This is a genomic window from Mycobacterium sp., assembly GCF_049278535.1.
GTDB lineage: Bacteria > Actinomycetota > Actinomycetes > Mycobacteriales > Mycobacteriaceae > Mycobacterium.
Genome location: NZ_JBAPMI010000193.1, coordinates 1 through 21,368 on the forward strand (window position 1 = coordinate 1; position 21,368 = coordinate 21,368).

At 64.3% G+C, this 21,368-nt stretch carries 21 protein-coding genes; 15 read left to right on the plus strand and 6 right to left on the minus strand.

The window, feature by feature from the left end; genetic code table 11:
• Positions 1–142: 142 nt before the first annotated feature.
• A complete protein-coding gene (locus tag WAO18_RS13210; protein WP_422206718.1) occupies positions 143–811 on the minus strand; it encodes a hypothetical protein in 669 nt (222 codons plus the stop codon).
• A 32-nt stretch (positions 812–843) separates the two neighbouring features.
• Positions 844–2,868: a prolyl oligopeptidase family serine peptidase gene (locus tag WAO18_RS13215; protein WP_422206719.1), complete on the minus strand. Its 2,025-nt coding sequence runs from the start codon at positions 2,866–2,868 to the stop codon at positions 844–846.
• A gap of 106 nt (positions 2,869–2,974) precedes the next feature.
• Here WAO18_RS13215 and WAO18_RS13220 point away from each other — a divergent pair, with 106 nt between their 5' ends.
• The 6 genes from WAO18_RS13220 (at position 2,975) to WAO18_RS13245 (ending at position 7,750) form a co-directional block, all read left to right on the plus strand.
• On the plus strand, positions 2,975–4,498 hold the full coding sequence (locus WAO18_RS13220; protein WP_422206720.1) for an aldehyde dehydrogenase family protein: 1,524 nt from the start codon (positions 2,975–2,977) through the stop codon (positions 4,496–4,498).
• Positions 4,498–4,989 carry a DUF779 domain-containing protein gene (locus WAO18_RS13225; RefSeq protein ID WP_422206721.1) on the plus strand — a complete coding sequence of 164 codons (492 nt, stop codon included), beginning with the start codon at positions 4,498–4,500 and terminating at the stop codon, positions 4,987–4,989. The genes WAO18_RS13220 and WAO18_RS13225 overlap by 1 nt, the downstream gene beginning before the upstream one ends.
• Positions 4,990–5,017: 28 nt before the next feature.
• Positions 5,018–5,296, plus strand: coding sequence for a putative holin (locus WAO18_RS13230; RefSeq protein WP_422206722.1), 279 nt, complete (start codon positions 5,018–5,020; stop codon positions 5,294–5,296).
• Complete coding sequence (locus WAO18_RS13235; protein ID WP_422206723.1) at positions 5,289–5,885, plus strand: hypothetical protein; 597 nt, start codon at positions 5,289–5,291, stop codon at positions 5,883–5,885. Before WAO18_RS13230 ends, WAO18_RS13235 begins: the two co-directional genes overlap by 8 nt.
• Positions 5,886–6,036: 151 nt before the next feature.
• Complete coding sequence (lpdA, locus tag WAO18_RS13240) at positions 6,037–7,440, plus strand: dihydrolipoyl dehydrogenase (protein WP_422206724.1); 1,404 nt, start codon at positions 6,037–6,039, stop codon at positions 7,438–7,440.
• 19 nt (positions 7,441–7,459) lie between these two features.
• Positions 7,460–7,750, plus strand: coding sequence for a hypothetical protein (locus tag WAO18_RS13245; protein WP_422206725.1), 291 nt, complete (start codon positions 7,460–7,462; stop codon positions 7,748–7,750).
• On the opposite strand, the gene WAO18_RS13250 is transcribed toward WAO18_RS13245, so the two are convergent.
• Complete coding sequence (locus tag WAO18_RS13250; RefSeq protein ID WP_422206726.1) at positions 7,751–8,299, minus strand: carboxymuconolactone decarboxylase family protein; 549 nt, start codon at positions 8,297–8,299, stop codon at positions 7,751–7,753. It lies immediately after the preceding gene.
• On the minus strand, positions 8,296–9,708 hold the full coding sequence (gene ramB, locus WAO18_RS13255; protein ID WP_422206727.1) for an acetate metabolism transcriptional regulator RamB: 1,413 nt from the start codon (positions 9,706–9,708) through the stop codon (positions 8,296–8,298). Before ramB ends, WAO18_RS13250 begins: the two co-directional genes overlap by 4 nt.
• 192 nt (positions 9,709–9,900) lie before the next feature.
• Here ramB and WAO18_RS13260 point away from each other — a divergent pair, with 192 nt between their 5' ends.
• The 6 genes from WAO18_RS13260 to WAO18_RS13285 all read left to right on the plus strand — a co-directional run bounded on the left by WAO18_RS13260 (position 9,901) and on the right by WAO18_RS13285 (position 16,642).
• The gene (locus WAO18_RS13260) at positions 9,901–10,695 is read left to right on the plus strand and encodes an acyl-ACP thioesterase domain-containing protein (protein WP_422206728.1); all 795 of its coding nucleotides are present in this window, start codon (positions 9,901–9,903) and stop codon (positions 10,693–10,695) included.
• A 262-nt stretch (positions 10,696–10,957) separates the two neighbouring features.
• Positions 10,958–12,244, plus strand: coding sequence for an isocitrate lyase (gene aceA, locus WAO18_RS13265; RefSeq protein WP_422206729.1), 1,287 nt, complete (start codon positions 10,958–10,960; stop codon positions 12,242–12,244).
• Positions 12,245–12,346: 102 nt separating this feature from the next.
• Positions 12,347–13,207 carry a 3-hydroxybutyryl-CoA dehydrogenase gene (locus WAO18_RS13270; protein WP_422206730.1) on the plus strand — a complete coding sequence of 287 codons (861 nt, stop codon included), beginning with the start codon at positions 12,347–12,349 and terminating at the stop codon, positions 13,205–13,207.
• A 145-nt stretch (positions 13,208–13,352) separates the two neighbouring features.
• On the plus strand, positions 13,353–14,603 hold the full coding sequence (locus WAO18_RS13275) for a KasA/KasB family beta-ketoacyl-ACP synthase (RefSeq protein ID WP_422206731.1): 1,251 nt from the start codon (positions 13,353–13,355) through the stop codon (positions 14,601–14,603).
• Positions 14,604–14,732: 129 nt separating this feature from the next.
• On the plus strand, positions 14,733–15,665 hold the full coding sequence (locus WAO18_RS13280) for a cyclopropane mycolic acid synthase family methyltransferase (RefSeq protein WP_422206736.1): 933 nt from the start codon (positions 14,733–14,735) through the stop codon (positions 15,663–15,665).
• Positions 15,666–15,754: 89 nt separating this feature from the next.
• A complete protein-coding gene (locus tag WAO18_RS13285) occupies positions 15,755–16,642 on the plus strand; it encodes a cyclopropane mycolic acid synthase family methyltransferase (protein ID WP_422206737.1) in 888 nt (295 codons plus the stop codon).
• Between the two features lie 15 nt (positions 16,643–16,657).
• Here WAO18_RS13285 and WAO18_RS13290 read toward each other — a convergent pair whose 3' ends face one another.
• Together WAO18_RS13290 and WAO18_RS13295 are read right to left on the minus strand one after the other, a co-directional pair.
• Positions 16,658–17,668 carry a prenyltransferase gene (locus tag WAO18_RS13290; RefSeq protein WP_422206732.1) on the minus strand — a complete coding sequence of 337 codons (1,011 nt, stop codon included), beginning with the start codon at positions 17,666–17,668 and terminating at the stop codon, positions 16,658–16,660.
• 68 nt (positions 17,669–17,736) lie between these two features.
• Positions 17,737–18,438 carry a TetR/AcrR family transcriptional regulator gene (locus WAO18_RS13295; protein WP_422206733.1) on the minus strand — a complete coding sequence of 234 codons (702 nt, stop codon included), beginning with the start codon at positions 18,436–18,438 and terminating at the stop codon, positions 17,737–17,739.
• A gap of 287 nt (positions 18,439–18,725) precedes the next feature.
• Between WAO18_RS13295 and WAO18_RS13300 the strand changes: the two genes are divergently transcribed.
• From WAO18_RS13300 to WAO18_RS13310, 3 genes are all read left to right on the plus strand, one after another.
• A complete protein-coding gene (locus tag WAO18_RS13300) occupies positions 18,726–20,036 on the plus strand; it encodes a DUF445 domain-containing protein (protein ID WP_422206738.1) in 1,311 nt (436 codons plus the stop codon).
• A gap of 117 nt (positions 20,037–20,153) precedes the next feature.
• Complete coding sequence (locus tag WAO18_RS13305) at positions 20,154–20,546, plus strand: helix-turn-helix domain-containing protein (protein WP_422206734.1); 393 nt, start codon at positions 20,154–20,156, stop codon at positions 20,544–20,546.
• Between the two features lie 58 nt (positions 20,547–20,604).
• Positions 20,605–21,213: a heparin-binding hemagglutinin gene (locus tag WAO18_RS13310; protein WP_422206735.1), complete on the plus strand. Its 609-nt coding sequence runs from the start codon at positions 20,605–20,607 to the stop codon at positions 21,211–21,213.
• Positions 21,214–21,368 lie beyond the last annotated feature (155 nt).

Here is a 21,368-nt window from a genome sequence, read left to right on the forward strand (position 1 = left end):
CCGATAAACAACGGGTTCATCTGCGTCCCCTTTCGGCCTTCCGTACTGAGACGGTCGTGCCGCTCGTTCTAAGCAAATTTTAAGGTACACCTCAGCTAAAACATATGGAGGTATTTTCGCGCATTTACAAAAGCGTGTCGGTTCAGCCCCCCGCGGGCGGCAGCATCTGAAACCCGGTCAGGACCGTCTCGGTGTCGTGGGCGTAGACGGGGTTGTCGGGATCGGTGGACTGGACCGTGACGGTGGTAACGAAGGTGCTGCCGCCGAAGGCGCCCGCGACCATGAGTGTTCTGACTTTGCGGGGCGGAATGCGGCCAATGCTCGGGGCGTCGTAGTCGACGACCTCAGCGTCGTCGCCGCACAGGCTCGTCTCTCGGGTGTGTAAGCCGGTGGCGCCGAGACGATCGATCAACGCCGCACGTTCCTGCTCGAAGATCGCGTGGTTGTCGCTGGCCTCGACCGGCACGGACTCGAGGGTCACCACAGCGGTAGGCATGAAGTTATCGGCAGACAGGTCTTTGTTTCTCATCGTGAAGCGGATGACGTCTGAGTCCAGCGCCGAGGCTCGGTCCCAGCCCGGCGGCTGCGGAATCCGCAGCCGCGGCTCGCCGGCCTGGTGCGGATCGATGAGTGTCAACGGTGCTGAAACATGTTTGCACGGATCGCTTTTGGCCGGCGGCGGGTGCGGAGTCTGGGCCACCGGCGGATGCGGGCCCGAGACTGCGGTACCGGTGATGACATTGGAGCAGCCCGGCGTAACCAGCAACGCCGCGGTAGCGACCGTCGCGCACAGCATGGACGGCGATCGCATTGGACCACACCACACCCTCATAACTTGCACTGTCAAGCACCCAGCATCCGCCATAGGAACGCGAAGCTCAGCGCCGTCTTGAACGCGCTCTGCGCGTTGTCGGCCGCGCCGGCGTGTCCACCCTCGATGTTCTCGTAGTACCAGACTCGGTGGCCCGCGGCCTCCAGCGCCGCCGTCATCTTGCGGGCATGTCCGGGGTGCACCCGATCGTCCCGGGTGGACGTCGTGATCAGCACCGGCGGGTAGTCGGCATCGGCCGAAATATTTTGGTACGGCGAGTATTCGGCGATGAACTCCCAGTCGGCCGGATCGTCGGGATTGCCATATTCGGCGACCCACGATGCGCCGGCCAGCAGGAGATGGAAGCGACGCATGTCCAGTAACGGAACCTGGCACACCAACGCCCCGAACAATTCCGGGTACTTGGTCAGCATGATCCCCATCAACAGACCGCCGTTGCTGCCGCCCTGCGCGCCGAGTTGCGGCACGGTGGTGATGCCGCGGTCCACCAAATCGGTTGCCACCGCGGCGAAGTCTTCGGCGACCAGGTGGCGCCCGTCGCGCATCGCCTGGGTGTGCCAGCGCGGCCCGTATTCACCTCCGCCACGGATGTTGGCCAGCACATAGGTGCCGCCGCGGGCCAACCAGAGCCGACCCATCACCGGGTTGTAACCGGGGGTGTAGGAGTTCTCGAATCCGCCGTATCCGTAGAGGAGAGTAGGGGCGGGCCGGTCGATTTCACCCGATCGAACGACGAAATACGGGATCGCGGTGCCGTCTTTTGAAGTCGCGAAATGCTGTTTTACGCTGAGATTTTCGGCATCGAAGAACCCTGGCGCGACCTTGATTTGTTGTAACGGATCGTCGGCAGTTCCACGCAACAGCCGCGACGGGCTGTCGAAGCCGCTGGAGTCCAGAAAGAATTCGTCGCCGGTCTCGTCGGCGGCCACGATCACGCTCTCGGTTGCCGCGGGAATCCCCGGCAGCGGCGCGCGCTCCCAGCTGCCCGGTGTGACGATCTCGACCCGACTGGCTACGTCGGCCAACGTGACAAGCAGCAACCGGTCGCGCGTCCAGGCGTACTGGTGCAGGCAGGTGTGCGCGTCGGGCTCGAAGACGACAGTCAATTCCCGTGCACCGCCGATGAATTCGTCGTAGTTTGTGGCCAGCAGCGATCCGGCGGGATAGGTGGTCGTACCAAAAGTCCAGTCGGTCCGCGGTTCGATCAACAGCCATTCGCGGTGGATCGAGATGCTGCTCGCATCCGAGGGAACGTCGACATGGACCAACTCCGCGCCGCGCAGCTGGTAGCGCTCGCTGTTCCAAAAGTCGGTGGAGCGGGCCACAAAGGTGCGCTCGAAACCTGGTGTGCGATCCGTGGAGCCGCCCACGCTGACGTCGGTGCGTGCCCCCTCGAAGATCAACTCGGCCTCGTCGAGCGGTGTGCCGCGACGCCACCGCTTGACGATCCGCGGGTAGCCGGATTCGGTGAGCGAGTCGGGCCCGAAGTCGGTGCCGACCAGGACGGTATCCGGATCGTCCCAGCCGATCTGCGTCTTGGCTTCCGGCAGCTCGAATCCACCGTCGACGAATTCCCGTGTCTGCATGTTGAATTCGCGCACGACGACAGCGTCCGCGCCGCCTCGGGACAGATTGACCAGGGCGCGGGTGAATTCGGGCTCGATGACGACGGCGCCGGACCAGACCCAGTTCTCGTCGTCGTCGCGAGCCAGCTGGTCGACATCGATCAGGACGTCCCAGTCGGTGGCGTCGCTGCGGTAGCTGTCCAGGGTGGCCCGCCGCCACAGCCCGCGCGGGTTGGCGGCGTCGCGCCAGAAGTTGTACAGGTAGTCGCCGCGCCGGCGCACGTAGGGAATGCGGGCGTCGGTGTCGAGCACCTCGAGCGCTTCGGTGCGCATCCGCTCGAACTCCTCGCCGGCGAACTGAGCGACCGTCGGATCGTTGCGGGCGCGTACCCAGTTCAGCTGCTGCTCACCGAGGACGTCTTCCAGCCACAGATAGGGGTCGCTGCGCTCATCACCAGCCATGGAGCCCATTGTGACGGCGGCGGTAGTGTGAGCTGTATAACACCGTCGAACGGGGAGTGGTAACGATGCCGCCGACGACGATGCAGAGCGAGGCGATGAGGAGGAGTGGCGCAAAATGACCGTCTTCGCACGTCCGGGTTCCGCGGGGGCATTGATGTCCTACGCATCGCGGTACGAGAACTTCATCGGGGGCGAGTGGGTGGCCCCGGCGGCCGGCCGCTATTTCGAGAACCTGACGCCGGTCACAGGTCAGGCGTTCTGCGAGGTGGCGCGCTCCGATGCCGCCGACGTCGACAAGGCGCTCGACGCTGCCCACGGCGCGGCAAAGAAGTGGGGCAAGACCGCCCCCGCCGAGCGGGCCTCGATCTTGAACAAGATCGCCGACCGCATCGACGCGAACCGGGATGCGCTGGCGCTGGCCGAGGTCTGGGACAACGGCAAGCCGATCCGGGAGGCACTGGCCGCCGATATCCCGTTGGCCGCGGACCACTTCCGGTATTTCGCCGGCGCGCTCCGCGCCCAGGAGGGTTCGCTGTCGCAGATCGACGACGACACGGTCGCATATCACTTCCACGAGCCGCTGGGCGTGGTCGGGCAGATCATTCCGTGGAACTTCCCGATTCTGATGGCCACCTGGAAGCTGGCGCCGGCGCTGGCCGCCGGTAACGCCGTAGTGCTCAAACCCGCCGAGCAGACGCCGGTATCGGTGCTCTACCTGATGTCGCTGATCGGCGACCTGCTGCCCGCCGGGCTGGTCAACGTCGTCAACGGGTTCGGCGCCGAAGCCGGCAAGCCGCTGGCGTCGAGCAACCGGATCGCCAAGGTCGCCTTCACCGGGGAGACCACCACCGGTCGGCTGATCATGCAGTACGCCAGCCAGAACCTGATCCCGGTCACCTTGGAACTCGGCGGCAAGAGCCCCAACATCTTCTTCAACGATGTAATGGCCGCCCACGACGACTTTCAGGACAAGGCGCTGGAAGGGTTCACCATGTTTGCGCTCAACCAGGGCGAAGTGTGCACCTGCCCGTCGCGCAGCCTGGTGCAGTCCGATATCTATGACGAATTCCTCGAGCTGGCCGCGATCCGCACCAAAGCGGTCCGCCAGGGCGACCCCTTGGATACCGAGACGATGGTCGGCTCGCAGGCCTCCAATGACCAGCTGGAAAAAGTGTTGTCCTACATCGAGATCGGCAAAGACGAGGGCGCCAAGATCATCACCGGCGGCGAGCGCGCCGAGCTGGGCGGCGACCTTTCCGGTGGCTATTACGTGCAGCCGACCATCTTCGCCGGCTCGAACAAGATGCGGATCTTCCAGGAAGAGATCTTCGGGCCGGTGGTCTCCGTCGCGTCGTTCAAGGACTACGACGACGCGATCTTGATCGCCAACGACACCCTCTACGGCCTGGGCGCCGGGGTGTGGAGCCGCGACGGGAACACCGCCTACCGGGCCGGCCGCGACATTCAGGCCGGCCGGGTGTGGGTGAACTGCTACCACGTCTACCCCGCACACGCCGCGTTCGGTGGGTACAAGCAGTCCGGCATCGGCCGGGAAAACCACAAGATGATGCTGGACCACTACCAGCAGACCAAGAACCTGCTGGTGTCCTATTCGCAGAAAGCGCAAGGCTTCTTCTGATGACCAGCCGGGTGGTGATCACCGCCGACGCCGCCAAGCTGCTCGATCAGCTGCGAAACCAGCACGGCCCGTTGATGTTTCATCAATCCGGTGGATGCTGCGATGGCTCGTCGCCGATGTGCTACCCGGACGGCGACTTCATCGTCGGCGACCGCGACGTGCTGCTCGGTGTGCTCGACACCGGAGCCGAAGGGGTCCCGGTGTGGATCTCGGGGCCGCAATTCGAGGCCTGGAAACACACCCAGCTCGTCATCGACGTGGTCCCCGGCCGCGGCAGCGGGTTCAGCTTGGAAGCACCCGAAGGCAAACGGTTCTTGTCCCGCGGACGTGCGTTCGGCGATGCGGAGAACGCCGAGCTCGCCGCCGCTGCGCTGATCACCGGAGCGGACTACGAGAACGGCGAGCGGCCGGCAGACCGTGCGCCGGTGGTAGCGGCCGCCGTCGACGCGTGCCCAGTACCTGCGGGGCGCGCCGCGCCGGTAAAGCCGTAGTCGGCAATCGCGGCAGTATCTTTGAATTGTGATCCCGCTGCCGCGGCCCTGGCTTTTGACCAGCGCGATGCTGCTCGGCATCGCTACCGGTCTGTTGGGCGGCACGGCAGCGCTGACTGTGGATCACGCCCGCATGCGTCCCGACGTCGCGATCGCCCTGGTGGTCGGATTTCCCAGTGCCGTCGGGCTGTTAGTGGTCCTGATGGCCCGACGCCGGTGGCTGACCGCGCTGGGCGCGTTCATCGTGGCGTTGGCGCCGGGATGGTTCGGAGTGCTCGCCCTGGTCGAGGTCGTGACCCGTGGCTGAGCACGAACGGGTTGAGACCGAGTCGATGCCGCTGACCGAGCCGTACAAGCCGACATTCGACACTGGTATGCAGACAAAAGCCGAACCCGAGCTGATCGAGCCGCAGGCGCCGCCTCGCCGACGCCGATGGTGGCATCGAGGGTCGGCCGCGAAAGCAGATGCTGCCGAGAGTGGCGTCATCCCGACGGCCTACACCGACACCGAGGCGCCGCCGTCCGAAGCGATTCCCGCATCGTCGGGCACGGCGTCTGGGCAGTACCTGTACCTGAGGTGGTGGAAGTTCATCCTGGTGCTGCTCGCGGTGTGGGTGCCGGCCGGGGCGCTCGGTGCGGGCCTGTTCTATTGGTGGAGCCACGACGGCTCCAGACACAAAACCACAGTGGTCTTCGTCGTCCTCGCCTACGTCGTGGTGAGCACGGTCGCGGGTTTGATCCTGGCGATGGTGGCCGACCGTCCGCTGGTGTCGGCGCTGGCCATCGCGATGATCTCGGCGGTGTTCGCGTCCGTCGTCGCCGCAGCCCCGGTCTACGGCAAGTTCTATTGCCAACACATCCAACGTCATTGCGCAGCGGGCGTACTGCCGTATTGAGCAGCCGCCGCCATCACCAGCATGTTCATTGCGCACGGCTGGCTCATCCGCGGGCCGGGTCGCAGACTGCACGTCGCCGACAGCTTTCGACGACAAGATCGATGCTTGGCTGGCCGCCTGACGCCCCGCGCTCGGCCATTAGGGTAGGGGCGTGACCCACTATGACGTTGTCGTCCTCGGCGCCGGACCCGGCGGATACGTAGCGGCCATCCGTGCCGCGCAGCTGGGACTGAATACCGCCATCGTCGAACCGAAATACTGGGGCGGAGTCTGCCTCAACGTCGGCTGCATCCCGTCTAAGGCGCTGCTGCGTAACGCCGAACTCGCGCACATCTTCAACAAGGAAGCCAAGACCTTCGGCATCAGCGGCGAGGTGACGTTCGACTACGGCGTCGCCTTCGACCGGAGCCGCAAGGTCGCCGACGGCCGGGTGGCCGGCGTGCACTTCCTGATGAAGAAGAACAAGATCACCGAGATCCACGGCTACGGCCGGTTCACCGACGCCCACACGCTGGCCGTCGAAACGTCGGAGGGGGGCGCTGACAATCCTTTGACGGTCACCTTCGACAACGCCATCATCGCCACGGGCAGCAGCACCCGTCTGGTTCCCGGCACCTCGTTGTCGAAAAACGTGGTCACGTATGAGGAACTGATCCTGTCCCGCGAGCTGCCCGAGTCGATCATCATCGCCGGCGCGGGAGCCATCGGTATCGAGTTCGGCTACGTGCTGAAGAACTACGGCGTCGACGTGACCATCGTCGAGTTCCTGCCGCGCGCACTGCCCAACGAAGATATCGATGTCTCCAAGGAAATCGAAAAGCAGTTCAAGAAACTCGGCGTCAAGATCCTCACCGGTACCAAGGTCGAATCGATCGACGACGACGGTTCGGTGGTCACCGTGACCGTAAGCAAAGACGGCAAGACCGAGGAGCTCAAGGCTCAGAAAGTGTTGCAGGCCATCGGTTTTGCGCCCAACGTCGACGGCTTTGGACTGGACAAGGCAGGCGTCGCGCTGACCGATCGCAAGGCCATCGGGGTGACCGAGTACCTGCGTACCAACGTCGACCACATCTACGCGATCGGCGATGTCACCGGCCTACTGCAGTTGGCCCACGTCGCCGAGGCGCAGGGTGTGGTGGCCGCCGAAACCATCGCCGGCGCTGAGACTTTGGCCCTCGGCGATGTCCGCATGTTGCCGCGCGCGACCTTCTGCCAGCCGAACGTGGCGAGCTTCGGGCTCACCGAGCAGCAGGCCCGCGACGAGGGCTATGACGTGGTCGTGGCCAAGTTCCCGTTCACCGCCAACGGCAAAGCTCACGGTGTGGGCGACCCGAGTGGATTCGTGAAGCTCGTCGCCGACGCCAAACACCTCGAACTTCTCGGTGGACACCTGGTCGGACACGACGTCTCCGAGTTGCTGCCGGAGCTGACCCTGGCGCAGAAGTGGGATCTGACCGCAAACGAGTTGGCGCGCAACGTCCATACCCATCCGACGATGTCGGAGGCGTTGCAGGAGTGCTTCCACGGCTTGACCGGCCACATGATCAACTTCTGACGCGGGATACGATGGCCGGGTGGCCAGATCTAAAGCGGTGCGAGCCGAATCGATTTGGGCCGCGTTAGGCGGTTTGTTGGTCGGCTACGTGCTGTGGCTGGTGGCGATCTCGATCGGAAATGCCCTGAGCACGGTGGCCGTGTGGGGCCTGGTCGTATTGATCATCTCAGTGACGTTCGCGGTCGGTACAACGGTCTGGGGACGCCGGGTACGGCGCGGCGGAAATCTCACACTGGCGTGGTTCGCGCTGGCGTTGCCGGCTCTTCCCGTTCTGCTGTCGTTGCTCGTGGTGGTCGAAAGCTACTTGTGATCACCCGGGGTTGTCCAGCGGGATCTCAAGAGCCGATATGGTTGCGGCCAGACCATCGTATTGCCCTGCGAGCATGCAGAATTCGATGACCCGACGCCGATCGAGGTGGCCGGACAGCTGCTGCCACACCTCGGCACTGATCGAGCGGTTGAGGATGAACTCGTCGGTGGCGCTCAGCAGCGCCTGCTGCCGATCGGTCAACCTGTCGGAAGCCTCGGGCCAGCCGAAGATGGCCTCCTGAGTTTGCGCGTCGAGGCCGCGGCGACGAGCCACCCGGCGGTGATGTTGCAGCTCGTACTCGGATCCACGTAGGTGGGCGACGCGCAGGATCACCAGCTCGGTATCGGTGATTGGCAGCCGACCGCGGAGTAGCGCTGCCGAGTAAGGTATCCAGACCCAGAGCAGCCGCTTGTGCTGGCCCAGCGTCGTGAACAGATGCATCTCCGGCGCCTGGACGCCACGCGCCATGATCTTCGCCGCCACCCAATTGATCAGCCCCAGATCGCGGAGCCGCCGCGAAGAGGGGATGCGGCCTACGTCCGCCGTCACGCTTGCCGCACCAAATACGGCGAGACGGTGCTGCGGTGCTCGTCCAGGTCGAGTGCCCGGCCCAGCGCAGGGAACGCCCGCTGCGGGCAGTTATCGCGTTCGCAGACTCGACAGCCCGCGCCGATCGGTGTGGCGATGTCGCCGGACAAGTCGAGTCCTTCCGAGTAGACGAGCCGGTGGGCGTGCCGAAGTTCGCAGCCCAGCCCGATCGCGAAGGTTTTACCGGGCTGACCATACCGTGATGCGCGCCGTTCGATGGTCCGGGCCACCCACATGTAATGACGCCCGTCAGGCATCTGGGCGATCTGCACGAGGATCTTTCCAGGGTTGGCGAACGTCTCGTAGACGTTCCACAGCGGGCACGTGCCACCCGCCGACGAGAAGTGAAAACCGGTGGCCGACTGGCGTTTTGACATGTTGCCGGCACGGTCGACCCGTACAAACGACAGCGGCACGCCGCGCATCGACGGTCGCTGCAGGGTGGACAGCCGGTGGGCGATGGTCTCGTAGCTCACCACGTAGAACGCCGACAGCCGCTCGACGTCGTAGCGGAAGTTCTCGGCGATCTCGTGGAACTGCCGATAGGGGAGCACCGTAGCGGCGGCGAAATAGTTGGCCAGCCCAAGGCGGGCCAGCTTGCGGGACTCGTCACTGGTGAAGCTGCCGTCGTCGACCATCCGGTCGATCAGCGTCTCGTGCTCCAGGTAGGCCAGCTCCGCGGCGAGTTTGAACGCGTACTGGCCCGACGGTAGATGCCCGCCGATTTCCAGCGTCCGGGTTACCGGATCGAAGCGGTGAAGTACGTTGTCGCCCAAATCGATTCGTTTGATCCGCACGTCGTGCACCGACGTCAGCCGGTCGGACAGGTCGCGCACCAGATCGGCGCGGTGCATGCGCATCCGGACCGTGAGCTCCTCGGCGGCGGTGTCCAGCTCGTGCAGGTAGTTCTGCCGTTCATAGAAGTAATCGCGGACCTCTTCGTGCGGCATCGTGATCGACCCGCTGCCGCTTCCATCGGAGAAGCGATCCTCGGTGGCGGCGGCGAGCTGCGTCGTGGTGAGCCGGTACCGCCGGTGCAGGTTGACCAGGGCCCGCGCCAGCGCGGGGTGCGAGTTCACCACGTCGGCCAGCTCAGACTGGTCCACCTCGACGCCGAGGTCGTGGTCGAGCGTGACCTCGCGTAGCTCGGCGAGCAACCGGGTGTCGTCCTGCGAGGCGAAGAACGTCGCGTCGACGCCGAACACCTCGGTGATCCGCAGTAGCACCGCAACCGTCAGCGGCCGCACGTCGTGCTCGATCTGGTTGAGATAGCTCGGAGAGATATCCAGCATCTGCGCCAGCGCAGCCTGACTGAATCCGCGCTCGCCACGCAGCTGCCGGACGCGCGAGCCAACGAAGGTCTTGGCCATCCGGCCAGCTTACCGCCCTTGCGAAGATCCGATTAGCAAAATTTGCACCGCGTTGAGGATTGGCGCCTCAGCAAGGTCGTTTGGCATCATTCACGTTCGGGGGACCCTAAGCTAGGCCGACTAGCAGCCAAGGATTATGTCGTGTTGCGCACGACAACAGGCCGGGTATGAGAAGCAGCCGGGAGTGACGCCGTGAGCTTGGACAAAGTGATGATGCCGGTGCTCGACGGCCATCCCGACGTCTTCGACCGGGAATGGCCGCTACGTGTCGCCGACATCGACCGCGAGGGCCGGTTGCGGTTCGACGCGGCCGCCCGTCACATTCAGGACATCGGCCAGGACCAGCTGCGCGAGATGGGGTTCGAAGAAACTCATCCGCTCTGGATCGTCCGCCGCACGATGGTCGACCTGATTCGGCCGGTCGAGTTCGGTGACATGTTGCGCATGCGGCGCTGGTGTTCGGGTACCTCGAATCGGTGGTGTGAGATGCGGGTCCGCATCGACGGGCGCAAGGGTGGGCTGATGGAGTCCGAGGCGTTCTGGATCAACATCAACCGGGATACCCAGATGCCGTCGCGGATCTCGGACGACTTTCTCGATGGCCTGCGCAAAACCACCGACGTCAACCGGCTGCGGTGGAAGGCTTATCTGACGGCCGGCAGCCGTGAGGACGCCGCGGAGATCCACGAGTTCCCAGTGCGGGTCACCGACATCGACTTGTTCGATCACGTGAACAACTCCGTGTATTGGAGCGTGATCGAGGACTACCTCTGGTCGTTCCCGGAGTTGCTCAACGCACCGCTGCGGGTGGCTATCGAGCACGATGCGCCGGTGGCGCTCGGCGACAAGTTGGAGATCATCTCCCACGTTTACCCGCCCGGCTCGACCGATCGCTTCGGCGAGAGCCTGGCCGCTCGCACTGTTAGAACGCTCACATATGCCGTCGCCGACGAGGTCAAAGCAGTCGCAGCGATCTTCCCTCTTTAACCGTACGAGCGTTATGCAAACGCCCGTTCTGACCTGCGGATTTTAGTTACCGGCCGGTAGAAACTGAACCGTTTCAGTTGCGGCCAATCTTCGCAACCTTTGCAAAAAACGCCTGATCCCTAGCCAAAGTTGGCACGAAAATGGGTGGACCTGCGCTGCTGACCTGTGCCATCTTCGTGTTAGCAAATCAGCAACGATGCTGGGGGCCTTCGCAAGCCTGGAAATCAGGGTCCTCAGATCACAACCTTTGAGGAGCAGTGCTATGTCGAGCGTTGGCACGCCGAAGAGCCCCGAGCAGATCCAGAAGGACTGGGACACCAACCCGCGCTGGAAGGGAATTACCCGCACCTACACCCCCGCCGACGTGGTGGCGCTGCAGGGTTCGGTTGTCGAGGAGTCCACTCTGGCCCGCCGTGGTGCCGAGGTGTTGTGGAGCCAGCTGCACGACCTGGAGTTCGTGAACGCGCTCGGTGCACTGACCGGCAACATGGCCGTGCAGCAGGTTCGTGCCGGCCTGAAGGCCATCTACCTGTCCGGGTGGCAGGTCGCCGGCGACGCCAACCTGTCCGGCCACACCTACCCCGACCAGAGCCTGTACCCGGCCAACTCGGTGCCGCAGGTGGTCCGCCGGATCAACAACGCACTCGTGCGCGCCGACCAGATCGCCAAGGTCGAGGGCGACACGTCCATCGAGAACTGGCTGGCTCCGATCGTCGCCGACGGCGAGGCCGGTTTCGGTGGCGCGCTCAACGTCTACGAGCTGCAGAAGGCCATGATCGCGGCCGGCGTCGCCGGCTCGCACTGGGAGGACCAGCTGGCCTCGGAGAAGAAGTGCGGCCACCTCGGTGGCAAGGTGCTGATCCCGACCCAGCAGCACATCCGCACCCTCACCTCCGCCCGTCTCGCGGCCGACGTCGCCGACGTGCCGACCGTCGTCATCGCCCGCACCGACGCCGAGGCCGCGACCCTGATCACCTCAGACGTCGACGAGCGCGACCGTCCGTTCGTCACGGGCGAGCGCACCGCCGAAGGCTTCTACCGGGTGAAGAACGGTCTCGAGCCGTGTATCGCCCGCGCCAAGGCCTACGCGCCGTACTCCGATCTGATCTGGATGGAGACCGGTACCCCGGACCTCGACCTGGCCCGCCGCTTCGCCGAGGGCGTCAAGAGCGAGTTCCCCGACCAGATGCTGGCCTACAACTGCTCGCCGTCGTTCAACTGGCGCAAGCACCTGGACGACTCGACCATCTCCCGGTTCCAGAAGGAGCTCGGCGCGATGGGCTTCAAGTTCCAGTTCATCACGCTGGCCGGCTTCCACGCGCTCAACTACTCGATGTTCGATCTGGCCTACGGCTACGCCCGCAACCAGATGAGCGCCTACGTCGAGCTGCAGGAGCGCGAGTTCGCCGCCGAGGAGCGTGGCTACACCGCCACCAAGCACCAGCGCGAGGTCGGTGCCGGTTACTTCGACCGGATCGCCACCACCGTCGACCCGACGTCGTCGACCACCGCGCTCGCGGGCTCGACTGAAGAAGGTCAGTTTCACTGATCACTAAGCCCAAGCCGTAGCCACAAGCAATCGGCTTGACAGCGCAGGCCCCGCCCGGAAACCCTGGGCGGGGCCTGACGCATATCGAGAGGACTACCTGCAGTGAGCGATGCGATTGAGCGCGTTGGCGTTATCGGCGCCGGGCAGATGGGCGCGGGGATCGCCGAGGTGTCGGCGAAAGCCGGAGCCGACGTGGTGGTCTTCGAGCCCACCGAGGAGCTGGCCGCCGCGGGCAAGGCCCGGATCGAGGCATCGCTGGAGCGGGCGGTCAGCAAGGGCAAGCTGCCCGCCGACGAGCGCGACGCGACAGTGGGACGGCTGGGCTACACCACCAAGCTGTCCGATCTCGCCGACCGTCAACTGACCATCGAGGCGATCATCGAGGACGAGGCCGTCAAGGCGAAGGTCTTCGCCGAGCTCGACGAGATCGTCACCGACCCCGCCGCCGTGCTCGCCTCCAACACGTCGAGCATCCCGATCATGAAAATCGCTGCGGCGACCAAGAATCCGGGCCGCGTACTCGGTCTGCACTTCTTCAACCCGGTGCCGGTATTGCCGCTCGTCGAGTTGATCAGCACCCTCGTCACCACCGACGAGGCCGCGGCGCGCGTTGAGCACTTTGCCGGTGATGTGCTGGGCAAGAAGGTGGTGCGCTGCGGCGACCGCTCCGGCTTCGTGGTCAACGCGCTGCTGGTGCCTTATCTGCTGGCGGCCATTCGGATGGTCGAGTCAGGTGTCGCGTCGGTGGAGGACGTCGACACCGCCATCGTCGCCGGGCTGTCGCATCCGATGGGTCCGCTGCGGCTCTCTGACCTCATCGGACTCGACACCATGAAGTTGATCGCCGAAGCCATGTTCGACGAACTCAAGGACGCGCATTACGCCCCGCCGCCGCTGCTGCAACGCATGGTCGAGGCCGGTCAGCTCGGCAAGAAATCCGGTAAGGGTTTTTACTCGTACTAGAAGCTGCTGCTCGGCCGTCGCAGACGGCGGTTGACGTTGCGGCACAGGCTGCGACCTGCACGGGCAGGGTCTAAATTGGTAGCTATCGGGTCATCGTAAAAGTGGTTTGCCGAGAGCTATCGACACGAGGAACGCTGCCACGGCCATGGCTGAGCTGTCGACCGGAAATGGTCTCCCTGATGTAGTGGTCACCGGTGCCGCGATGACGACCGCACTGGCCACCGACGTCGACGGCACCTGGAAGTGGCTGCTGGACGGCAAGAGTGGTATCCGCAGGCTCGATGACGGCTTCGTCGACGAATTCGAGTTACCAGTTCGCATCGGTGGTCATCTGCTCGAAGACTTCGACCCGTACCTGACCCGGATCGAGCTGCGCCGGTTTCTGTTCCTGCAGAAGATTGCGACGCAGGTCGCCCGGCGACTGTGGGACAACGCCGGTTCACCCGAAGTCGACCCCGACCGGTTGATGGTGTCGATCGGCACCGCGATGGGGTCGACACAAGAGTTCATCGCGGTCAACGACGACTTCCTGCGGCGGGGTATCAGGGCAATTTCGCCGTTGGGCGTGCAGAAAGCCATGCCCAACGCGGCAGCCGCGGCCGTCGGGCTGGAACGCGGAGCCAAAGCCGGGATCCTGACGCCGGTGTCCGGCTGCGCTTCCGGCGCCGAAGCGATCGCGATGGCATGGCGCAGCATCGTGCTCGGCGAGGCCGACATGGCAATCTGCGGTGGCGTCGAAACCAAGATCGAGGCCGTCCCGATTGCGGCGTTCGCCAACCATGATCTGCTGTCGACCAACAACGACGATCCGGCCGGTGCGTGCCGGCCTTTCGATACGGATCGAGACGGCTTTGTGTTAGGCGAAGCGGGTGCGCTGATGGTCGTCGAAACCGAGGAGCACGCAAAAGCCCGCGGTGCCAACATGATCGGCCGGCTGATGGGTGCCGGAATAACGTCGGACGGTTACCAGCCGGTGCTGGCCGATCCCAGCGGTGAGCAGGCCGGCCGCGCGATGACGCGCGCGATGCAACTTGCCGGCCTTACCCAGGGCGACATCGACCATGTCAACGCCCACGCCACCGGCGCCGTCGCCGGCGACCTGGCGGAAGCGAGAGCAATCCATCGCTCACTGGGAGCGCACCCGCCGCCGGTCTACGCGCCGAAGGCGGCGCTGGGTCACTCGTTTGGCGCGGTCGGCGCGGTGGAGGCGATTCTTACCGTGCTGGCGTTGCGGGACGGGATCGTCCCGCCGACGCTGAACCTGCGAAATCGCGATCCGGAGATCGATCTGGATGTCGTGAGCGGTGAGGCGCGGCCCGGTGACTACCGGTATGCGCTGAGCAACTCGTTCGCTTTCGGCGGGTATAACGTGGCTCTGGCCTTCGGAAGATACTGATGTCCAGACCCGACTTGCGCTACCGGTTACTCTTGCTTGCCGGGGGCGGGGCGTAACCTCGAGCCAGTGTCGAGCATCCGGCACGGTCCCTTTCATTCATTCATTCATTGCGATTCCTCAGGACAGACGGTGTCAGATACTTCAAGCGCAACGCCCAACGCTCAATCCAAGTGGCTGTCGAAATCCGCCGCGCAAACCCGCGGGTCGGACAAGAAGGAAGTTCAATTCCACTACGACATCTCGAACGAGTTCTTCCGCCTGTGGCAGGACCCGTCCCAGACCTACAGCTGCGCATACTTTGAGAAGGACGACTACACGCTTGAGCAGGCGCAGCTGGCCAAGGTCGACCTGTCGCTGGGCAAGCTTGGCCTGAAGCCGGGCATGACCCTGCTTGACATCGGCTGCGGCTGGGGCTCCACCATTCAGCGCGCGGTCGAGAAGTACGACGTCAACGTCATCGGTTTGACGCTGTCGGAGAACCAAAAGCAGCACATCGAGCAGAACCGGTTCCCGAACATCAACACCAATCGCAGCATGGAAGTGCGTCTGCAGCCGTGGGAAGACTTCGACGAGCCCATCGACCGAGTGGTGTCAATCGGCGCTTTCGAGCACTTCGGGTTCAACAAGTACGACGACTACTTCAAGAAGACCTTTAACTTGATGCCCGACGACGGCGTGATGATGCTGCACACCATCATCATTCCCAGCGACGAGGAGATCAAAGAGCGGCAGTTGCCCCTGACGATGTCGCGGGTGCGTTTCATCAAGTTCATCATGGATGAGATCTACCCCGGTGGTCGTCTGCCGCTGGCCGCGCAGGTTGAAGACAGTGCGGTGAAGGCGGGCTACACGGTTACCTTGAAGCAAAAGCTGCGCCCGCATTACGCCCGGACCCTGGACACCTGGGCAAGCAATCTGGAGTCGAAGAAGGACGAGGCCATCGAGATCACGTCCGAGGAGACCTACGAGCGCTTCCTGAAATACCTGACCGGCTGCGCCGATCTCTTCCGGAATGGCTACACTGACGTCTGCCAATTCACCTGCGAAAAGGCTCCCGTGTAGCTGATTTGATAAAAGTGCGTTATACAGTTCGATCTGCAAGCAAACTCCAACGAGCTGAGCACGATTCACTTTTGAAAGGCCAATCCCAGATGATGGACAGCGGGTCGGAGGGCTCGTCGAAATTGCGGCCGGCCTACGAGGACGTCCAGGCTCATTACGACCTCTCCAACGAATTCTTCGGCCTGTTCCAGGATCCGACGCGCACCTACAGCTCCGCGTACTACGAGCGCGATGACATGACGCTGCAAGAGGCTCAGATCGCCAAGATCGACCTCGCGCTGGGCAAGCTCGGTCTGCAACCGGGCATGACGCTGCTCGACGTCGGCTGCGGCTGGGCCTCGGTGATGAAACGTGCCGTCGAAAAGTACGACGTGAACGTCGTCGGGCTGACCCTGAGCAAGAACCAGCACGCGTTGGGTCAGCAGATTCTCGATCAGTTGGACTCCGCCCGCTCGCGACGGGTCTTGCTGCGCGGGTGGGAGGAGTTCGACGACCCCGTCGACCGCATCGTGAGCATCGAGGCATTCGAGGCGTTCCCCAAATCGCGCTACAAGGCCTTCTTCGACACGTGCTATCGCGTGATGCCGAATGATGGCCGGATGGTTCTGCAGACGATCATGGGACACCCGCTCAAGCGCTGGCCGGAGATGGGCATTCCGATCACCATGAGCGACCTTCGGTTCATGAGGTTCATCGCCGCCGAGATCTTCCCCGGCGGTGCGGTGCCATGTGACGAGGACGTCGTCGAATACTCACGAAACGCCGGGTTTTCGGTGGAGCAGTTGCAGAAGATCACTCCGCATTACGTCCGCACGCTCGACACCTGGGCGGCGGCTCTGGAAGCCGCGCGCGATAAGGCGATTGCGGTGACCTCCGAAGAGGTTTACGACCGCTACATGCGCTACCTGACCGGATGCTCTGACTTCTTCCAGCGCAACGTGTCCGAGGTCGGTCAGTTCACCCTGGTCAAGACCTAGCCGGCCGGGCCCGACTCAGAGGGACGGCACGAACGCGCCCATCGCCAGGCCCAGCACCAGCAAGGCGCCGGCTTGGCGGACGTGCACCCAGGCCAGCGCCGCGTACCAAAGTGGCCAGACCGGAAAGTCGGCCGGTGGCTCATCGGGCGGCGGCCGGCGGAAATACGGCCATACCTTGACCAGCCGGGGCAGCGCCAGCACGACCAGCAGAGCCGGCCATGGCATCGCCTTGGCCAGCACCGCGGCGACCACCAGCAGGTAGAAGCCGACCATCATCGCCAGCGTCACCACCCGCGCGCGGGCCTCGCCGAAGATCACCGGCAACGTGTGGATGCCAAGCGGCTCGTCGTACGGGATCTTGTCGATGTGTTTGCCCATCAACACCGTGGTGCACAGCAGCCCGTAGGGCACCGACGCCAGCAGCACGTCCCAGCCGACGTTGCCGACCGCGGAGTAGTAGGTGCCGCAGATCATCAACGGACCCCAGACCACCAGCACGTCCGGCTCGCCAAGGCCGCGTTTCTTCAGTCGTAGCGGTGGCGCGGTGTAGGCGAAGCTGAGCACGAATCCCGACAAGGCGAACGCCACCACCGGCCAGCCGCGTGCCCAGGTCAGCACGATCAGGATCGCCAGATCGGCCAGGTTCACCAACCCGATCGCGGTCAGCAGGGTGCGACGGCTGACCAGACCCGAGAGCACCGGGTGCGGGGCGTAGAGCGCGCGCGGATAGCTCGCGCTGTCGGTGCCCGTCTGAGTGTCGTACAGATCGTTCATCAGGTTATTGGCGGTGTGCGCCAACAAGATTCCGGCGATTGCGAGAATGAGCCAGCGCCAATCCAATCCAGGCTTACCGACCGCCAGCAGCGCGGCGATCAATCCGGCGAACAATGTCATCGGCAGCACCGCTGCCCGGGTGACGACCAGCCACCGGGTGACCGCATCGACCGGGCCGTCCGGTGGCGGATTCGTGGTCCGCACCGCGTAGACCCAGGAACTCAACCGGGAACGGACCCCTACCTCAGTCACTTGCGCCGCTCCTCCTCTTCGCTTCGCTCAGCGTCGTCGTCGTCGCGCATGGGCGCCAACGTAGTCCGCTAATCGGTCAGCGGCGGCACAATCGGCGAGGGATGCGGTTGGCCGCGGAACTTGTCCAGCGACCCGGCCACCTCGACAATGCCGCACAGCGCGCTCCAGCTCAGCATCGTCAGGTAGTCGACCAGCTCGTCGGCGCTCATCCGCGGATCGAGCAGCCACGAGTGGGTGGCCAGCTGCACGCCGCCGACGATGTGATACGCCCACGGCTCCACCCCGCCGACGTCCATCCCGGCCGCTTTCATTCGGCGGCGCAGCACCACCGCGAGCATGCGGGCGATGATCCGCTCGGAGTCGGCGATCACTTTGTTCTTGCTGACCGAACTGTTGGCCATCACGAACCGGTAGGGCTCGGGTTCGTTCGCCACGGTTTGCACGTACACGTTGATGATCTCGCGGGTTAGCTCGAAGCCGTCCAGGTTCGACGACAGCGCGGCCGCCATGTTGGGGATCAGGGTGATCTGCGTGAACCGCATCATCACCGCGGTCGTCAGATCGTTCTTGTCCACGAAGTAGCGGTAGAGCACGGTCTTGGAGACGCCGATCTCACTGGCGATCTCGTCCATGCTCACGAAGCGACCACGCCGACGGATCGCGTCGATCGTCCCGTCGATCAGCTCATTGCGGCGTTCCACCTTGTGCTTGTGCCAACGCCGCTTACGGCCATCGGTTTTTACCGTCGCGGCCGAGACCTGGTGTGCCACTATTGCCGGTTCCTATTCATTCGATAAGTTTGATAGTACGGCTTATCTCCGATGATTTCTCCGTCTAGACCTCCCACAACGGCGTTGTGTAGTTGGGGCGGTAACAGTTACCACGGGATTTTGGCCAGCCGTCCCGCAGGACCGGGGAACGTCGTCCTCACCGAATAGCGACATCGATAGCGGATGATGGTGGGGTGGCAGTCGGACTGAACGGGAGACCCACTCCGGGACCCAAGCACCGAGCCGATCCGCGGCGCCCGCCGACGGCGCAGACGGAGCCGGCGAGGCTGCCGAAGGGGGCGTCCGACAAGCCCGCGTCGTTCGCCGAGTCGTTCGCCGGGGCCGACCCGCAAGCCGACGCCGAGCGGCGCAGAGGACTGCGGCGGATGAAGATCGTGGCGCTGGGTTTTCTGGTCGGCGCCACGGTGGTGTTCCTCGGTTGCCGGTGGGCGCAGGCCGCCGGCGTCACCGACGTGTGGGTCGGCTATCTGGGGGCCGCCGCGGAGGCCGGCATGGTCGGTGCTCTCGCGGACTGGTTCGCGGTGACCGCGCTGTTCAAGCACCCGCTGGGCATCCCGATTCCGCACACCGCGATCATCAAGCGCAAGAAGGACCAACTAGGCGAGGGCCTGGGCACCTTCGTGCGGGAGAACTTCCTGTCGCCTGAGGTGGTACAGACCAAGCTGCGCGACGCGCAGATCCCGGGCCGGCTCGGCAAGTGGCTGTCCGAGACCTCGCACGCCGAGCGGGTGGCCGCCGAGTCCGCCACCGTGCTGCGGGTCCTGGTGGAGCTGCTGCGCGACGACGACGTGCAGCACGTCATCGACCGGATGATCGTGCGGCGCGTCGCCGAGCCGCAGTGGGGCCCGCCGGTGGGACGGGTGCTGTCCACACTGCTCGCCGAGCACCGGCAAGAGGCCCTGATCCAGCTGCTGGCCGACCGGGCGTTTCAGTGGTCGCTGAACGCCGGTGAGGTGATCCAGCGCGTGATCGAGCGTGACTCGCCGACCTGGTCGCCGCGATTCATCGACCATCTCGTCGGCGACCGCATCCACCGCGAGCTGATGGACTTCACCGACAAGGTTCGTCGCAATCCGGACCACGAACTGCGCCGATCGGCGACCCGTTTTCTGTTCGAGTTCGCCGACGACCTGCAGCACGACGAGGCCACGATTGCCCGGGCCGAGGCCGTCAAAGAGCAGCTGATGTCCCGCGAAGAGGTCACCAACGCCGCCGGGACGGCCTGGAAGACGCTCAAGCGGCTGGTGCTCGAGGGGGTCGACGATCCGTCCAGCGCACTGCGTACCCGCATCGCCGACGCGGTGATGAGCATCGGTGAATCGCTACGAGACGACGCGGAATTGCGGGACAAGGTCGATAACTGGATCGTGCGCGGAGCGGAGCATCTGGTCGCCCAATATGGGGTAGAGATCACAGCGATTATTACCGACACGATCGAGCGCTGGGATGCCGAGGAGGCCAGCCGGCGTATCGAGCTGCATGTAGGCCGTGACCTGCAGTTTATCCGCATCAACGGCACTGTGGTGGGCTCGCTGGCCGGGCTGATTATCTACGCGATAGCGCGATTGCTGTTCTAGCAGTGCTTGCAAAAGTTCTGAGCTGCGCTAACAGTGCTTGCAAAAGCTAGCACTGGTTAGCTACCGTGAGCGCGTTCGCACCGAACCAAGCCGACACAAGGACTGAGGGAATCAGCCATGACGCAAGAGGAAAATCTTGCCGCCGTGGTGTCCACCGCCGCGTCGGACATCGGCGGCTTCATCAAAGCGCAGCGTGAAGCGGCTCAGGTATCGGTGCGGCAGCTGGCCGAAAAAGCCGGCGTCAGCAATCCGTATCTCAGCCAGATCGAGCGCGGATTACGTAAGCCGTCTGCTGGGGTACTCAACCAGTTGGCGAAGGCGCTGCGAGTCTCCGCCGAAGTGCTATACGTGCAGGCCGGAATGCTCGAGCCGGGCCCGAAGAACGAGGTCCGCGACGCCATCGTCACCGATACGACGATCACCGAGGGGCAGAAGCAGGTCCTGCTGGACATATATGCGTCCTTCGTGCAACAAAACGAGGCTGCCCGGGAGGAGGGGCCCTCTGCATAAACCCGGAACCCCAACGCAAACCCACTGACGCACAAGAAGAATGACGAAAGGAAACACAATGGCGGACAACAATCCGAACATCGACGACCTGAAGGCCCCCCTGCTCGCTGCACTGGGCGCCGCCGACCTGGCCCTGGCCACGGTCAACGACCTGCTCGCCGAGCTCCGTGAGCGCGCCGAAGAGACTCGCACCGACACCCGCAGCCGGGTCGAGGAGAGCCGTGCTCGCCTGACCAAGCTGCAGGACGACCTGCCCGAGCAGCTGCGTGACCTGCGCGACCGGTTCACCGCTGACGAGCTGCGTAGCGCCGCCGAGGGCTACGTCGAGGCCGCGACTTCGCGTTACAACGAGCTGGTCGAGCGCGGCGAGGCCGCTCTGGAGCGGCTGCGCAGCCAGTCCGGTCTGGACGACGCCTCGGCTCGTGCCGAGGGCTACGTCGACCAGGCGGTCGAGCTGACTCAGGAGGCGCTGGGCACCGTGGCCTCGCAGACCCGTGCGGTCGGCGAGCGCGCCGCCAAGCTGGTCGGCATCGAGCTGCCGAAGAAGACCGACGCCGCCGCGAAGAAGGCCCAGAAGGCCGTCGCCAAGAAGGCTCCGGCCAAGAAGGCTCCGGCGAAGAAGGCTCCGGCCAAGAAGGCTCCGGCCAAGAAGGTCACCCAGAAGTAAATCCGGCGATCCGCGTTGCCCGGTCGGGCAACGCGGACTGACCGACCACTCGACTCCGAGTCGCCCGCCCGGGTGACTCGGAGTCGACGTTTTTGGCGGCTGCCACTTACGCTTACTGCGTGGAGCTCGTAACTAACGTCGTTTTGATCCTGCAG

What these genes read in the sequence shown, in the direction of transcription:
- WAO18_RS13220 (WP_422206720.1), top strand. Translation starts at nt 2,975, where the DNA reads ATGACCGTCTTCGCACGTCCGGGTTCCGCGGGGGCATTGATGTCCTAC.
- WAO18_RS13210 (WP_422206718.1), bottom strand. Translation starts at nt 811, where the DNA reads ATGCGATCGCCGTCCATGCTGTGCGCGACGGTCGCTACCGCGGCGTTG.
- WAO18_RS13275 (WP_422206731.1), top strand. Translation starts at nt 13,353, where the DNA reads ATGGCTGAGCTGTCGACCGGAAATGGTCTCCCTGATGTAGTGGTCACC.
- ramB (WP_422206727.1), bottom strand. Translation starts at nt 9,708, where the DNA reads ATGGCCAAGACCTTCGTTGGCTCGCGCGTCCGGCAGCTGCGTGGCGAG.
- WAO18_RS13285 (WP_422206737.1), top strand. Translation starts at nt 15,755, where the DNA reads ATGATGGACAGCGGGTCGGAGGGCTCGTCGAAATTGCGGCCGGCCTAC.
- WAO18_RS13225 (WP_422206721.1), top strand. Translation starts at nt 4,498, where the DNA reads ATGACCAGCCGGGTGGTGATCACCGCCGACGCCGCCAAGCTGCTCGAT.
- WAO18_RS13305 (WP_422206734.1), top strand. Translation starts at nt 20,154, where the DNA reads ATGACGCAAGAGGAAAATCTTGCCGCCGTGGTGTCCACCGCCGCGTCG.
- aceA (WP_422206729.1), top strand. Translation starts at nt 10,958, where the DNA reads ATGTCGAGCGTTGGCACGCCGAAGAGCCCCGAGCAGATCCAGAAGGAC.
- WAO18_RS13215 (WP_422206719.1), bottom strand. Translation starts at nt 2,868, where the DNA reads ATGGGCTCCATGGCTGGTGATGAGCGCAGCGACCCCTATCTGTGGCTG.
- WAO18_RS13310 (WP_422206735.1), top strand. Translation starts at nt 20,605, where the DNA reads ATGGCGGACAACAATCCGAACATCGACGACCTGAAGGCCCCCCTGCTC.